The sequence below is a fragment of the Clostridium sp. genome, from assembly GCF_036643715.1.
GTDB lineage: Bacteria > Bacillota > Clostridia > Clostridiales > Clostridiaceae > Clostridium.
In genome coordinates this window covers 17,840-31,449 of sequence record NZ_JAVXRL010000017.1, presented here as the reverse complement: position 1 = coordinate 31,449, position 13,610 = coordinate 17,840, and the positions used below count along the sequence as shown (strand labels likewise).

General features: G+C 28.8%; 15 protein-coding genes. 2 read left to right on the top strand and 13 right to left on the bottom strand.

What is annotated here, in order from left to right:
- Positions 1–11 precede the first annotated feature (11 nt).
- The 4 genes from hypB to RSF37_RS06775 are packed head-to-tail and all read right to left on the bottom strand — an operon-like array spanning position 12 to position 2,479.
- Positions 12–662 (bottom strand): hydrogenase nickel incorporation protein HypB, encoded by a 651-nt coding sequence (gene hypB, locus RSF37_RS06790; protein ID WP_332563650.1) that lies wholly within the window; start codon positions 660–662, stop codon positions 12–14.
- 3 nt (positions 663–665) lie between these two features.
- On the bottom strand, positions 666–998 hold the full coding sequence (gene hypA, locus RSF37_RS06785) for a hydrogenase maturation nickel metallochaperone HypA (protein ID WP_332563649.1): 333 nt from the start codon (positions 996–998) through the stop codon (positions 666–668).
- 12 nt (positions 999–1,010) lie between these two features.
- Positions 1,011–2,093 (bottom strand): hydrogenase large subunit, encoded by a 1,083-nt coding sequence (locus RSF37_RS06780; RefSeq protein ID WP_332563648.1) that lies wholly within the window; start codon positions 2,091–2,093, stop codon positions 1,011–1,013.
- Complete coding sequence (locus tag RSF37_RS06775) at positions 2,090–2,479, bottom strand: NADH-quinone oxidoreductase subunit C (protein ID WP_332563647.1); 390 nt, start codon at positions 2,477–2,479, stop codon at positions 2,090–2,092. Before RSF37_RS06775 ends, RSF37_RS06780 begins: the two co-directional genes overlap by 4 nt.
- Positions 2,480–2,706: 227 nt before the next feature.
- On the opposite strand from RSF37_RS06775, the gene RSF37_RS06770 reads away from it, so the two are divergent.
- Positions 2,707–3,120: a hypothetical protein gene (locus RSF37_RS06770; RefSeq protein WP_332563646.1), complete on the top strand. Its 414-nt coding sequence runs from the start codon at positions 2,707–2,709 to the stop codon at positions 3,118–3,120.
- A 44-nt stretch (positions 3,121–3,164) separates the two neighbouring features.
- Here RSF37_RS06770 and RSF37_RS06765 read toward each other — a convergent pair whose 3' ends face one another.
- Both RSF37_RS06765 and RSF37_RS06760 read right to left on the bottom strand, forming a co-directional pair.
- Complete coding sequence (locus tag RSF37_RS06765; RefSeq protein ID WP_332563645.1) at positions 3,165–3,455, bottom strand: Dabb family protein; 291 nt, start codon at positions 3,453–3,455, stop codon at positions 3,165–3,167.
- Positions 3,456–3,523: 68 nt separating this feature from the next.
- Complete coding sequence (locus RSF37_RS06760; protein WP_332563676.1) at positions 3,524–6,115, bottom strand: calcium-translocating P-type ATPase, PMCA-type; 2,592 nt, start codon at positions 6,113–6,115, stop codon at positions 3,524–3,526.
- Between the two features lie 114 nt (positions 6,116–6,229).
- Between RSF37_RS06760 and RSF37_RS06755 the strand changes: the two genes are divergently transcribed.
- Positions 6,230–7,870 carry a putative manganese-dependent inorganic diphosphatase gene (locus RSF37_RS06755; protein WP_332563644.1) on the top strand — a complete coding sequence of 547 codons (1,641 nt, stop codon included), beginning with the start codon at positions 6,230–6,232 and terminating at the stop codon, positions 7,868–7,870.
- Positions 7,871–7,916: 46 nt separating this feature from the next.
- Here RSF37_RS06755 and RSF37_RS06750 read toward each other — a convergent pair whose 3' ends face one another.
- Genes RSF37_RS06750 through RSF37_RS06720 form a run of 7 tightly spaced genes read right to left on the bottom strand, consistent with a single transcriptional unit; the run spans position 7,917 to position 13,606 of the window.
- Entirely contained in the window at positions 7,917–8,318 is a 402-nt protein-coding gene (locus tag RSF37_RS06750) for a chemotaxis protein CheW (RefSeq protein ID WP_332563643.1), read from the bottom strand.
- 24 nt (positions 8,319–8,342) lie between these two features.
- Positions 8,343–8,717: a response regulator gene (locus RSF37_RS06745; RefSeq protein ID WP_332563642.1), complete on the bottom strand. Its 375-nt coding sequence runs from the start codon at positions 8,715–8,717 to the stop codon at positions 8,343–8,345.
- 17 nt (positions 8,718–8,734) lie between these two features.
- On the bottom strand, positions 8,735–9,334 hold the full coding sequence (locus RSF37_RS06740; protein ID WP_332563641.1) for a chemotaxis protein CheC: 600 nt from the start codon (positions 9,332–9,334) through the stop codon (positions 8,735–8,737).
- Between the two features lie 15 nt (positions 9,335–9,349).
- Positions 9,350–11,290 (bottom strand): chemotaxis protein CheA, encoded by a 1,941-nt coding sequence (locus tag RSF37_RS06735; protein WP_332563640.1) that lies wholly within the window; start codon positions 11,288–11,290, stop codon positions 9,350–9,352.
- 12 nt (positions 11,291–11,302) lie between these two features.
- The gene (locus RSF37_RS06730; protein ID WP_332563639.1) at positions 11,303–12,070 is read right to left on the bottom strand and encodes a CheR family methyltransferase; all 768 of its coding nucleotides are present in this window, start codon (positions 12,068–12,070) and stop codon (positions 11,303–11,305) included.
- A gap of 3 nt (positions 12,071–12,073) precedes the next feature.
- A complete protein-coding gene (cheB, locus tag RSF37_RS06725) occupies positions 12,074–13,105 on the bottom strand; it encodes a chemotaxis-specific protein-glutamate methyltransferase CheB (RefSeq protein WP_332563638.1) in 1,032 nt (343 codons plus the stop codon).
- Positions 13,106–13,117: 12 nt separating this feature from the next.
- Positions 13,118–13,606, bottom strand: a complete 489-nt coding sequence (locus RSF37_RS06720; protein WP_332563637.1) for a chemotaxis protein CheD — start codon at positions 13,604–13,606, stop codon at positions 13,118–13,120.
- Between the last annotated feature and the right edge of the window lie 4 nt (positions 13,607–13,610).

Here is a 13,610-nt window from a genome sequence, read left to right as displayed (position 1 = left end):
ATACCTCCAATTTACTTATCTCTCTCTTTTAAAATCCACTCCTTAACTCCTTTTAAGTTTCCTTCTATATTTGAATTAACTTCAAATATATTTATATTTTTATTTCTCTTCTTAACATCTGAAATAACTCTTTCGCTTTTAAAATTAAAATAATTTTTCAAATCTTTTTTAGTTATTACAAGCCCATTAGAATTAGTAAACATTAAAGGATATTTTATTACCTTATCATCACCTTCTGGAACTGATAAAAGAGCTATCTTTAAGTGTTCACCAATATTAAATTCAGCTGGACATACTAAATTACCAATATTCTCAACTATTATAAAATCAAGATTTTCTAAATCAAAACTATTTAATATATGCTTTATAGACTCAGCTTCAATATGACAAGCCCCTTGAGTATTTAACTGAACGACAAACACTCCACTTTTCGCTATAGTCTCCGCATCTATAATACCTTCAACGTCTCCTTCAATAACTCCAACCCTTAATCCGTCCTTCTTGAGTTCATTGATTAAATTAAGTATAAATGTTGTTTTACCAGCACCTGGGGACCCCATAACATTTAGCATTGTAACCCCTTTATCATTTAGCTTTCTATTTACCTCATCATGACACTCATTATTCCAATCCATTATTTGTTTAAATACTTTAATTTCCAAAACTTATAACACCTCCATACTTTCTAGGTAAAATTCATTCCCTTCTATTATTTTAAAATCATATGACCTACACTTTGGGCATTCATACTCACTTAAATTAATAGCTCCACTATAATCACATTTACCGCACTTTATAACAATTGGCATCTTAATAACATTTATTGAAGCGTTCTCTGCAACTGTTCCTTTGCTTATAATATTAAAATAATAATTTATGCAATCAGGTACTAAGCAAGTTAACTCTCCAACCTTTATATTTATTTCTTTAACTTTATTAAAATTATATTTTTTCTCCTCTTCTAAACATATATTTAATATACTTTTAGTTATTGCCATCTCATGCATACATCACCTATCTAAGCAAGAAAAACATGGATCAATGCTTGCAACAATAAGGCCTGCATCACTTATTGAATTTCCATTTAACATCTGTCTTACAGTTTGTGCATTTTTAAATGTTGGCACATGTATATTAACTCTCCCGTTAGTTTGTCCACCATTTGATACAATATAGTAAGTTACTTCTCCTCTTGGCGCCTCTATTCTTGACATATATTCACCTTCTGGTATTTTTCTAAATTTCATTCCTAAATTAATATTTCCATTTGGCATATTTAATATTGCTTGTTTTATTATTTCTACGCTTTCATTTATTTCAAGTATTCTAACTACAACCCTAGATAAGACATCACAACCACTTTGGACTATAGTCTTAAAGTCAAAATCCTCATAAGAACAATATGGATCAATTTTTCTTACATCATCTTTCATATTTGAAGCCCTTCCGTGTGGACCACAAGCTCCATAAACTATCGCATCATCAAAACTTAACATACCAACACCTTTTGTTCTTAAACTAATAGTTTTATCTAAAGTATATATTTCTGTAATTTTCTTATGTTCTTCAATAACTTCATTTAAAAGCTTAATTATGTTTTTACCTTGTTCTATACTTATATCCCTCCTTGCGCCTCCAATCGTATTCATTGCATAATTAACTCTATTACCTGATGCTTCTTCTAATATATCCATTATTTTTTCTCTAGTTTTAAAGCACATCATAAATAATGAATCAAACCCAATAATATGAGCTGCAAGACCTAGCCATAAAAAATGAGAATGTAGTCTTTCAAGTTCACAAACTATAACCCTTATATAGTCACCTCTCTTTGGGACTTCTATATTAGAGATTTTCTCAAGGGCTAGGCAGTATGCAAGTGTATGTGAATGAGAACAGATTCCACAAACTCTTTCAACTAAAGTAATTGTCTGTATATGGTTCTTCTCCTCACAAAGTTTTTCTATTCCTCTATGGTTATATCCAATAAAAACTTCTGAATCTTTAATTAATTCCCCTTCAACATGAAGCTTTACATGTATAGGTTCTTCTAATGATGGATGATATGGACCAAGTGGTACAATATAACTCATTTATCCACCTTCTCTTTATATTTTTTAAGTTCATCTAACGGCATTACGAGTATTTGCCCTTCAAAATTTTTAAATTCTTCTGGAAGAAATAATCTCCCGCCTCTTTTAAGTCCTATAAATTTTACATTCATCATCTCTTCAATCTCTTCCTCACACCAACTTGCAGATTCTTTATAAACATTAGTTATTGATGGTATTTCTTTTTCATTAACAATTTTGTAAGTTACTATGTTTCCATTAATATCAAAGTTATAACAAATAACATTTTCTCCTTTATCATTTATATATCCGTTCATTATTACAAGACGCCTTTTATCTTCTAGCATTTTTTCTGATATTTTAAAAATTTCATCCTTGTTAATATATGAACAATCAAATTCGTGCATTTATTACCCTCCTTTTTTAATTCTTTTTAGTCTAGTACTATTATTATTAATGTAAAAATATTTTTATACAGTATTTTCCTTACTTAAATGAATTTCATCATATTTAATATGATTACATTATGTTAATTTTGTATTTTATTAATTTTTTTTTTATGTTATAATACTAGTTGTTATAATGGATTTATCCAAAATGGACTTATGTATTTTTTTAAAAAGGAGAATTGTTTATGGGATTAAAAGATAAATTTGATAAATATTTTAGGGACTCATACTTCCAAAAGTATGGTGACAGAATTACAAGTGCTGCAGGTACTGTAATATCAGTTAAGACTGAAGAAAAAAACTACGTTATTTTCAACAAATTAGTTGTTGATATGATTCTTAAACCAGATGCTGGTAAAGGTGCTATTAAGTGCAGATACAAGAAAAATAAGTGGTTTAAAAAGCCTGAATTTATCCAACTTAATAAAGGTCATAAAGTTATGATAATGGGTCTTAAAGGTGTTAAGGGTAAGAAGGATTCAGAAGTTATTCAAGTTCAAAACGTAATTAACTTAACAACTAAGAGAGATTTAATACCAATAGATCATTCACAAATCAAAAAAGCAAGACAATCTGCTACAAAGATGAGACAACGTTAATACGTTTAAAAAGGAGATAGAATATTTATTCTATCTCCTTTATTTTATTCATAAGAATCTGTTACTTTTCTTTCTATAGCTACTTCCTTAACGAAATCTCTAACTTTAAGATGTTCTTCATGATTTTGATAAGTATTTAAATGTTCTAAACTATTAAATTCTGATACTAAGCAAACATCCATAGCTGCATCACTTTCATTTATGTTTATTAAAACCTCTATTTTTTTTATTTCTTTAATTTTCCCTTCTAAGTTCATAAGCATATCTTTAATCTTTTTTGCATTTTCTTTCTTATTCTCTTCTTTTAATTTCCACATTACAATATGTTTAATCATTAAAATCACCTCTTTTTTTATTATACAATATAAGGGACCAATTTAAAAATTGATCCCCTAAAATAAAATTATTTTGTTTTAATAAACAAATATACACTATTTATAAATGCAATTATTCCTGAGAAGAATAACACTATAGCCCAGTGATTAATCATAAGAGGTACTGTGTGGAATATACTACCTAAAAATGGTACATATAATATACTACAAAGTAAACCAATTGAAATCAAAACAGAACCTACTAAATATGGATTAGTAAATAATTTTATTTCAAATATTGAATGTCTCTCTGACCTACACTCAAATACATGGAATAATTGTGACATTATTAATGTAGAAAGAGCTATCGTTCTACATGTTTCAAGGTCCATTCCATAATATCTACCAGACATAAATGCAAGAAGGGTACATAACCCTATTAATGTTCCTCTAATTAAAATTTTCTCAGTTAATCCTCTTGAAAATATTCCTTCCTTTTTGTCCCTAGGTTGTTGCCTCATAATATCACTATCTGCTGGATCAACTCCTAATGCAATAGCAGGAAGACCATCTGTCGCTAAATTGACTAATAATATTTGAATTGGTGTAAGTGGATTTGGCAAAGTGAAAAGTGATGCTAAAAACATAGTAAGCACTTCCCCTAAATTACATGATAATAAGTATCTTATAAACTTTCTTATATTATCATAAATTACTCTTCCCTCTTCAACAGCTGCAACTATAGTGCTAAAATTATCATCCATAAGTATCATAGATGATGCTTCTTTAGTTACATCAGTTCCTGAAAGTCCCATAGCAATTCCAATATCAGCTTCTTTTATTGCAGGTGCATCATTAACTCCGTCTCCAGTCATTGCAACAATATTTCCTTTTGCCTTAAAAGCTTTTACAATTCTAAGCTTATGGTTAGGTGAAACTCGTGCAAATACTCTTACATCAGCAATTTTTTTAATTAATTCTTTATCAGTTATATTCTCTATTTCTTTACCAGTTAAAACCTGATTTTCACTTTTACATATGTTTAAAGACTTTGCTATTGCAAGTGCAGTATTTTTGTGGTCACCTGTTATCATAACAGGCTTAATTCCTGCAAGCTTACATTTTAAAACAGCATCCCTAGCTTCTGCCCTTGGAGGATCAATACTACCTGCAAACCCAACAAATATTAAATCTTCCTCAAGCCTTTCATCCTTAAATAAATCTTTTTCTTTATAAGCTGCACCTATACACCTAAGCGCTCTTGATGACATAGCTTCTAAACTACTTTCTATCATCTTTCTCTTTTGGAATGTTAATGGCTTTACTATTGAATCTTCATAAATGTAATTGCACTTATCAAGTATTTTTTCAGGTGCACCTTTAACATAACATCTTTCACTATCTCCTTCTTTTGTAATAACAGACATCATTTTTCTAGTTGAATCAAATGGAATTTCAAATATTCTCTTACCTCTTTTAGTAAACTCTACTACATCCTTTACTTTAGTAAAAAACATTCTAACTAATGCGGTTTCTGTTGGATCACCATATAAAGCTTTTTCTAAATTTTTATTTTTAGAATCTACATTACAATCATTACAGTTAACTAATACGCTTTTTAACATATTTATTCCATTAACTTCTTTTAAATCATTGTTTTGAAGGTCAACAATTTTACCATTTATATATATTTCTTTTACTGTCATTTTATTTTGAGTTAATGTTCCAGTCTTGTCAGAACATATTACAGATGTACACCCTAAAGTTTCAACTGCAGGTAGCTTTCTAACGAGAGCTTTTCTCTTAAGCATTCTTGATACTCCAAGTGCTAACGCAACTGTTACAATAGCTGCAAGGCCCTCTGGAATAGCTGCAACTGCAAGAGACACTCCGAGCATAAACATCTCAGTAATTTCATTACCTCTAATTATTCCAAGTACAGTAACTACAGCACATATAACTAAACATAAAACAACTAAGATCTTTCCAAGTGAATCTAGCTTTTCCTTTAATGGAGATTTTTCTTCTTCTATATTTTGAAGAAGATCTGCTATTTTACCCATTTCTGTTTTCATCCCTATTTGTAAAACTCTAAATAATCCTTTACCTTTTAGAACGTTTGTCCCCATAAACCCTGAATTATTTCCTTTGTTTGTATCTTTATTAACTCCAACAGACTCTCCTGTTAATAAAGACTCGTCAACTACAATACCCGTTCCCTCTATAAACTCTCCATCTGCCGGAATCCTATCACCAGCTTCTAATATAACAACATCATTAACTGTTAAATATTTAGAGTTTATTACGCATACTCTTGAATCTCTATATACTTTGCATGTTGGTGCCGCCATATCTTTTAGTGCTTCTAATGATTTCTCCGTTTTAAATTCTTGAAAAAATCCAAGTAATGCATTAACAATAACTATAATAAGTATGGTTATTGCATCTGCCTTATCTCCCATAACCCCTGATATTATTGTTGCGCCTATAAGTACCCAAACCATAAAATCATTAAATTGAGATAAAAAAATCTTAATTGGAGAATTTTTAGTTTTATGTTCTAACTCATTTAAGCCAAAACTTTTATTCCGTTTCTCTGCTTCTTTTGTTGTAAGTCCTGGAATCGTATTTTGTTCCTGTACCACCTTTATAACCCCTCCTTTTTGTCCATTCTTATATATATATATTTAAAAGTTCATAAGATATGAGAATTTTTACTATTCCTAGACTTTACATTTTTTTGTTTAGGATTTACAATTATATTTGTTATTCATAAGATAAAGGAGGTAATTTCTTTGAAAAACGTAATATATGTTACAGGACATAGAAATCCAGACTCAGATTCAATTTGTGCTGCTATTTCATATGCCGAATTTAAGAATAAAACTGGTGAAATTCCAGCTATTCCAGTTAGACTTGGAAATGTAAATCGTGAAACTCAATTTATTTTAGATTATTTTAATGTAAAAGCACCTGAGTTTTTAGAAACTGTTAAGCTAAAGGTTGAAGATTTAAAAATAGATAATATTAGCCCAATATCAGCTGATATATCTTTAAAAATGGCTTGGAGTATAATGAGAGATAAAAATGTTAAGACTCTTCCAGTTGGTGATTCTAATGATCATCTTATAGGAGTTTTATCAATCTCAAATCTTACATCATCATATATGGATATATGGGATAATAAAATTCTAAGCAAAAGTGAAACTTCTATTGATAATATAGTAGATACACTTTCAGCTACAGCCCACTACATAAACGAGGATGTTAAAACATTCCCTGGTAAAATTTGCGTTGCTGCAATGCAACCAGATTCAATGAAAGAACATGTAGAAGCTGGAGATATCGTAATACTAGGAGATAGACCTGAAATCCAAGAAGAAGTTATAAATGAAAAAGTTTCTTTAATGATTTTAATAGGTTCAAGTAAATTAAGTGATGAACTTTTAGAGAAAGCTAAAAAAGCTGGAATCACTGTAATTTCAACTCCACATGATTCATTTACAGCATCAAGACTTATAATCCAAAGTATCCCAGTTAGATACGTTATGATTAAAGATAACATAGTATCATTTACTACTGATGACTTAGTTGAAGAAGTTAAAGATACTATGCTTGAAACAAGATACAGAAGCTATCCTGTAGTTGATTCTGAAGGAAAAGTTATTGGTACAATGTCAAGATATCACCTTATTTCTAACTTTAAGAAAAAGGTTATTCAAGTTGACCATAATGAAAGAGGTCAATCAGTTCCAGGTCTTGATGAAGCTGAAGTTCTTGAAATTATAGACCACCATAGAGTAGCTGACATTCAAACAAATGGTCCTATTTTCTTTAGAAATGAACCAATTGGAAGTACATCTTCAATAGTTGCAAAAAGCTACTTTGAAAATGGCATAAGACCATCAAAAGAAATCGCAGGTATATTATGCGGTGCTATAATATCAGATACTTTATTATTTAGAAGTCCAACTTGTACAGAACAAGATAAATACATCTGTAATAAACTAGCTGAAATTGCTGGAATAAACTTAGAAGATTTCGCAAAAGAAATGTTTAAAGCTGGTACTTCACTTAAAGGAAAATCAGTTGAAGAAATATTCAACCAAGACTTCAAACCATTTACAATGGGAGATATTAAAATAGGTGTTGCTCAAGTAAATACAATGGATATTGAAGGATTCATGCCTTTAAAAGATGATATGCTTTCATATATGAACAAAAAAGCTGAAGAAGCTTCATTCGATATGGTAATGTTACTTCTAACAGATATATTAAATGAAGGTTCACAAATACTTGTAGCTGGAAAGAGACTTGATATAGTTGAGAAAACATTCGGAGTTACTTTAGAAGACTCTATGGCATTCTTACCTGGTGTTCTTTCAAGAAAGAAACAAGTAATACCACCACTAACAAATGTAATAATGAATAATTAATTTAAAACATTAAAGCCGTGCAATTTATTTTTGCACGGCTTATTATTTAAGTAACAGTACCTATTAATAGATTAATATCTAAAAGTGTTATAAGTTCTCCTTCAATTTTTATTATACCTTGCATAAAAGACTTATCACACTCATCAATTACCCTTATATCATCTTTATCTATTTCTATTACCTCTTTTACAAAATCTACTTCTATTGCTATTTCTTCTTCTTCTATAGATAATATCATTATATTTTCTTTTTCATTATTATCTTCTATATTTAAAATTAAATTTATATCAACAAGAGTCTTTATGCTTCCTCTTAAATTTATTAATCCTTTAATAAATTCAGGTGCCATAGGTACCTTTGTTACACTCATTTTATCATTTATACTTTGCACAACATCTGTACTTATAGCAAAGAGCACTCCTCCTATTTCAAAAACTACAACTTGCATGTAAACTCCCTTTCTAACCTTTATTTATACTCTAATCTCAGATAAAGATACTTTGTTAATAGCTTCCACTACTCTATCTGCCTGAAATGGCTTAACTATAAAATCTTTTGCTCCAGCTCTTATAGCATCCATAACCATTCCTTGCTGACCCATTGCTGAACACATAATTATTTTAGCATCTTTGTCATATTCTCTAATTATCTTAACAGCTTCAATACCATCAAGTTTTGGCATAGTAATATCCATTGTTACAACATCTGGTTTCTCTTTTTTATAAAGCTCTACAGCCTCAACCCCGTTACTCGCCTCACCTACAATATTAAATCCATTTTTCTCTAATATATCTTTAATCATCATTCTCATGAATGCTGCATCATCAACTATTAAAATATTTATCATAAAAACCCCTCCAAATCTTAATTCAGCCCAATTGATTTAATTATTTTTTCTAAAGACTCTATTTCAGGTATATAATAAAAGTTCATCCCTGAGAAAAACTCTTCTTTACCTTTAAATACAGTTTCTATATCTAAAACATAATCTTCATGCTGTCCTGATTCTATAAACATAGTGCCTAATATCGTACTTAATAAATCATTAGTTACAGCGGGAACCGATGGTACTATATTAATTCCTGTGACCTCTGCAATTGAATTCATATAACTTGATGAAAGTATATTTCCAAGTTCACTAAGTAATGACTCATAATAATCACACTTTTTTATACAATCTTCTCCTAGAAGTATTTTATTAATTTCTAATACTGCATCATTGTTAAATATAATTAATATATTTCCAGGTATTTCTCCTAAAACTCTTACTGCAACCCCATAAACCTCTTTATGAAGTTCATTATCATATAATTTATCAAATTTTATTATATTCACACAAGGTACAGTCATCTTCACATTATTATTAATTAAAATAGACAATGCCGTTGCTGCATTTCCAGCACCGATGTTGAATATTTCTTTGAGTGCATCTAACTGCACAGGAGTAAACTTAAAATTCTCCATGCTAATCCTCCCATTTTAGTTATTTTGTAAATAACTAACGTCTAAAATCAATGTTACACACCCATTACCTAGTATAGTCGCTCCTATATATTCATTCATTTTACTTAATGTTTTTCCTAATTGCTTTATTACAATTTCTTGTTGTCCAACTAATGAATCTACTAAAATACCAAATAATTTTTCATGTGCTTTAACGATTACTACGAATTTTCTACTATTGTTATTCTCTTTTATATTTAATCTTTTATTTAATCTTATAAACGGTATAATTTCATCTCTATATAAAATAACTTCCTTGTTATTTATCTTTTTTATATTTTCTTCTTTATATTGAATAACTCTCTCTACAAATCCTAATGAAATTGCAAAAGTTTCTTCTCCAACAATAACAAGTAATGCTCTTATTATCTGAAGTGTAAGTGGTAAGCTTATCTTAAATGTTGATCCTAGAGACGGTCTACTTGAAATTTCTAAATCTCCTCCAAGAGAAGCTATCTTGTTCTTCACAACATTCATACCAACTCCTCTTCCTGATAAGTCTGTAACTCTATTATTAGTACTAAAACCTTCAGTAAATATTAAATTTATTATCTCATTATTACTTAATCCATCTGTTAGAATTCCTATCTCATTTGCCTTTTCTTTTATTTTAGCTATATCCATACCTTTACCATCATCAATAACTTTAATTATTGCTTTTGTTCCTTCTTGGTATGCTATAATTTTTATAGTTCCAATAGCACTTTTTCCTTTTTTAATTCTTTCCTCAGTGCTTTCAATTCCATGGTCTGCTGCATTCCTTAATAAATGTACTAAAGGTTCTCCGATTTCGTCAATTACTGTTCTATCAAGTTCAGTATCTTCTCCTTCAATGCATAAACTTATATCCTTATTTAATTCTATTCCTATATCTCTAATCATTCTTGGAAATCTATTAAATACAACATCTAAAGGTAACATTCTTATTTTCATAACTAAATCTTGAATATCTGATGTAGTCCTTGAAACTTGCTCTATAATTTCATCTAACTCTTGTACCTTAACAGTTGATGCTATCTGGTTAAATCTTGTTTTATAAATAACTAGTTCTGATACCATATCCATTAGATTATCAATTCTTGATAAATCAACTCGTACTGATTGAAATGTCCTTTTTTGAATATTACTTTTTTTATCTGTTTTTTTTAATTGATCTACTTTTTTAATATCCTCTAAGTTTTCGCTTATATATACATCTTTTATAGAAAACTGTTTAATTTCTGAAATTCCATTAATAATTTTTTCTATGCTCGACTTATCATCTACTGTAATTAAAATGAATCTTAAATTTAAATCAAAATTTTCATTCTCTATATCATTAGTCTGAGGATAAGACTTTATTATTTCTCCACAATCTTCTAATTCTTTAATTATTAGAAATACTCTAGCTGATTTTAATAATGTATCTTCCATAAGATCTATCTCTATTTCATATGCATTATAATTGCTATGTAATGCTTTATTTATTACAGCTATATCGTATTCATTTAATTGAAATCTTTCATCATTTATAACTTCATTATTTACATTATAATAAGTTGTCCTTGTTATCTCTTCAAGTCTTAACAACACCTCGTCAATGCTATCAATTTCTTCTCCTTTTAATCTTATACTGTCTATTATTTTTTCTAATGTATCTAAACATTTAAATAAAATAGTTGTTATACCCTCATTTGCTATAAGTTCTCCATTTCTAAGCTTAGCTAAAATATCTTCCATACGGTGCGTAAGTTCAGCCATCTTATTAAATCCCATTGTTGCAGCCATTCCCTTAATAGTATGGGATGCTCTAAATATCTCATTTATTTTTTCTATATCATGTGGGTCTCGTTCTAAATCTAGTAATGATTCATTTAAGCTTTGAAGGTTTTCTATAACCTCTTCTAAAAACATACTCATATACTGAGATGTATCCATAAAATTCTCCCCCTATATTTTTTTATAGATAAATGTAGAAATTTTGCTAAGCCCATATTCTTTATAATTATATATACTTTCTGTTGCACCAATAAATAGTAATCCTCCTTCTCTTAAAGAATTACTTAGCTTTCTAAAAATATCCTTTTTAGTTTCAGAATTAAAATAAATAATTACATTTCTACATACAACTAAATCGAAATTTTTCTCATAATCATCTTTTATTAAGTCTAATTCTTTAAATAAAACTCTTCTTTTTATTTTCCTATCTATATAATACTTGCTATCTTTTATTATAAAATACTTATGCATAATATCACTTGGTATATTTTTAACTTCATTTTCTGAATATATTCCAAGTTTTCCTTTATTTAAAATATTACTATCAATATCACTTGCTATAATACTATGATTTATTTTATTGTCTATTTCATTAAGTATTATTGATAGGGTATAAGCTTCGCATCCACTCGAACAAGCTGCACTCCATATTTTTAAAGGTCTTTTATTAGTTTTTATATTCTCATATAAAACAGACTCTAACTCTTTAAAAAGTTCTGGATTTCTATAGAATTCGGTTACATTTATAGTTATAAAATCTTTAAATTTTTCCCTTTCTTCTATATCATATTTTAATATATTGAAATACTCTTTTTTATCATTGCAATTTCTTCTATGTGCTAAGCTAGCTATTCTTCTGTTTATCTGAGCTTGTTTATAACAAGATAGATCTATTCTCAGTTCTTTGTACACCCATTTATATAGAATGTCATTTTCCATCTATTAAACCCCTTTAATTAATTCTAATATCTTATATGCTATATCATCTGTTTTAATAATGTAATCTACCATCCCTGTATTTAATGCATGTTTTGGCATACTATAAATTAGAGCACTCTCTTCAGATTCACACATTGTAATTCCACCATACTCTTTTACAACTTTAGTTCCATATGCACCATCACACCCCATGCCAGTTAAAACGCATGATAATACTTTGCCATCGTAAGCTTTTACTGCTGATACAAATAATTTATCAGCTGCTGGCTTAACTCCCCATACTGCTTCTCCATCTTCTAAAGCTATTTTATTATCGCTAGTAATTAAAAGGTGTTTTCCACCTCTTGCAATATAGATTGTATTATTCTCTACCTTTTCATTATCTATAGCTTCCTTAACAGTTAGCTTACATATTTTATTAAGACGGCTTGCAAAAGCACCTGTAAAATACCCTGGCATATGCTGAACTACAAATATAGGCTTATTTATAGTTTCATCAAACAATGGAAGTATCTTTTTTAAAGCCTTTGGACCTCCAGTAGAAGTTCCAATTACAATCGCTTTTATATCTTTTTTCACTCTATATTCTCTTATATTTTTTCTAATATCCCTTTGTAATTTAATTTTACATTTAGAGTCTACTATACACTGTAATTTTTCTAATAATTCTTCTTTTATTAAGGATATATTTAAATATTTATTTCCTGATGGTTTAGCTATAAAATCAATGGCTCCATTTTCAAGACACTCTATTGTTTTGCTAGAATACTCTCTTGTATCACCACTTAATACAATTACAGGTATATTACATTTCATTTTATTAAGTTCTTTAAGTGTCTCTATTCCATCTAATACTGGCATATTTAAATCTAATGTTATAACATCAATTTTTTCAGAATTTAATTCATTTATTAGTTCCTGTCCATTTTTAAATGTTTTTATAACTTTATATCCAGTAAATGAGTTAATCATATCAGTTATAAAAGATCTCATGAAAATTGAATCATCTACTACAGCAACATTTATAACATTCACTAAAATCACCTCTTAGAGTATTTTAATTCCTCCCCCAACTGTTTTCACTGAAATTTCTCCATTTGAGGAGTTTAAATAAATTGTTCTACCTTTTTTACCTAATGTATCTTCTGCTACTATTTCAATATTTTCTTTTTTTAGTACTTCCTTAGCTTTTAACACATTCCTTTTTCCAACATCACTTATAATACTTGAATCTGAAAAATTAAACATGGATGCTCCACCAACTAACTTACATTTTAAATTAGTTCTTAGTCCACCTTTTTTTAGAATCTCTTTAATAAGTAACGGTATAGCTAAATCAACAAATTTTGCAGGATTTATTATATTTTTAAATTGTGTGCTATCACTTAGCATTACATGTGCAAGTCCAGATACACTTTTTTTATCGTCATATATTATTACTCCAACACAAGACCCGAGTCCTATTGTTATGATAGTTTCAAAATCTTTGCCTACATAAATTTCTGAAATTCCAACTATCTTATCTTTTAAACCCATACTT

Excerpts from the sequence above, each read along its gene's own strand:
- RSF37_RS06720 (WP_332563637.1), bottom strand. The coding sequence starts at position 13,606 with ATGGGTTTAAAAGATAAGATAGTTGGAATTTCAGAAATTTATGTAGGC.
- RSF37_RS06740 (WP_332563641.1), bottom strand. The coding sequence starts at position 9,334 with ATGGAGAATTTTAAGTTTACTCCTGTGCAGTTAGATGCACTCAAAGAA.
- RSF37_RS06770 (WP_332563646.1), top strand. The coding sequence starts at position 2,707 with ATGGGATTAAAAGATAAATTTGATAAATATTTTAGGGACTCATACTTC.
- RSF37_RS06745 (WP_332563642.1), bottom strand. The coding sequence starts at position 8,717 with ATGATAAATATTTTAATAGTTGATGATGCAGCATTCATGAGAATGATG.
- hypA (WP_332563649.1), bottom strand. The coding sequence starts at position 998 with ATGGCAATAACTAAAAGTATATTAAATATATGTTTAGAAGAGGAGAAA.
- RSF37_RS06765 (WP_332563645.1), bottom strand. The coding sequence starts at position 3,455 with ATGATTAAACATATTGTAATGTGGAAATTAAAAGAAGAGAATAAGAAA.
- RSF37_RS06775 (WP_332563647.1), bottom strand. The coding sequence starts at position 2,479 with ATGCACGAATTTGATTGTTCATATATTAACAAGGATGAAATTTTTAAA.
- RSF37_RS06780 (WP_332563648.1), bottom strand. The coding sequence starts at position 2,093 with ATGAGTTATATTGTACCACTTGGTCCATATCATCCATCATTAGAAGAA.
- RSF37_RS06750 (WP_332563643.1), bottom strand. The coding sequence starts at position 8,318 with ATGCAAGTTGTAGTTTTTGAAATAGGAGGAGTGCTCTTTGCTATAAGT.
- RSF37_RS06730 (WP_332563639.1), bottom strand. The coding sequence starts at position 12,070 with ATGGAAAATGACATTCTATATAAATGGGTGTACAAAGAACTGAGAATA.
- RSF37_RS06735 (WP_332563640.1), bottom strand. The coding sequence starts at position 11,290 with ATGGATACATCTCAGTATATGAGTATGTTTTTAGAAGAGGTTATAGAA.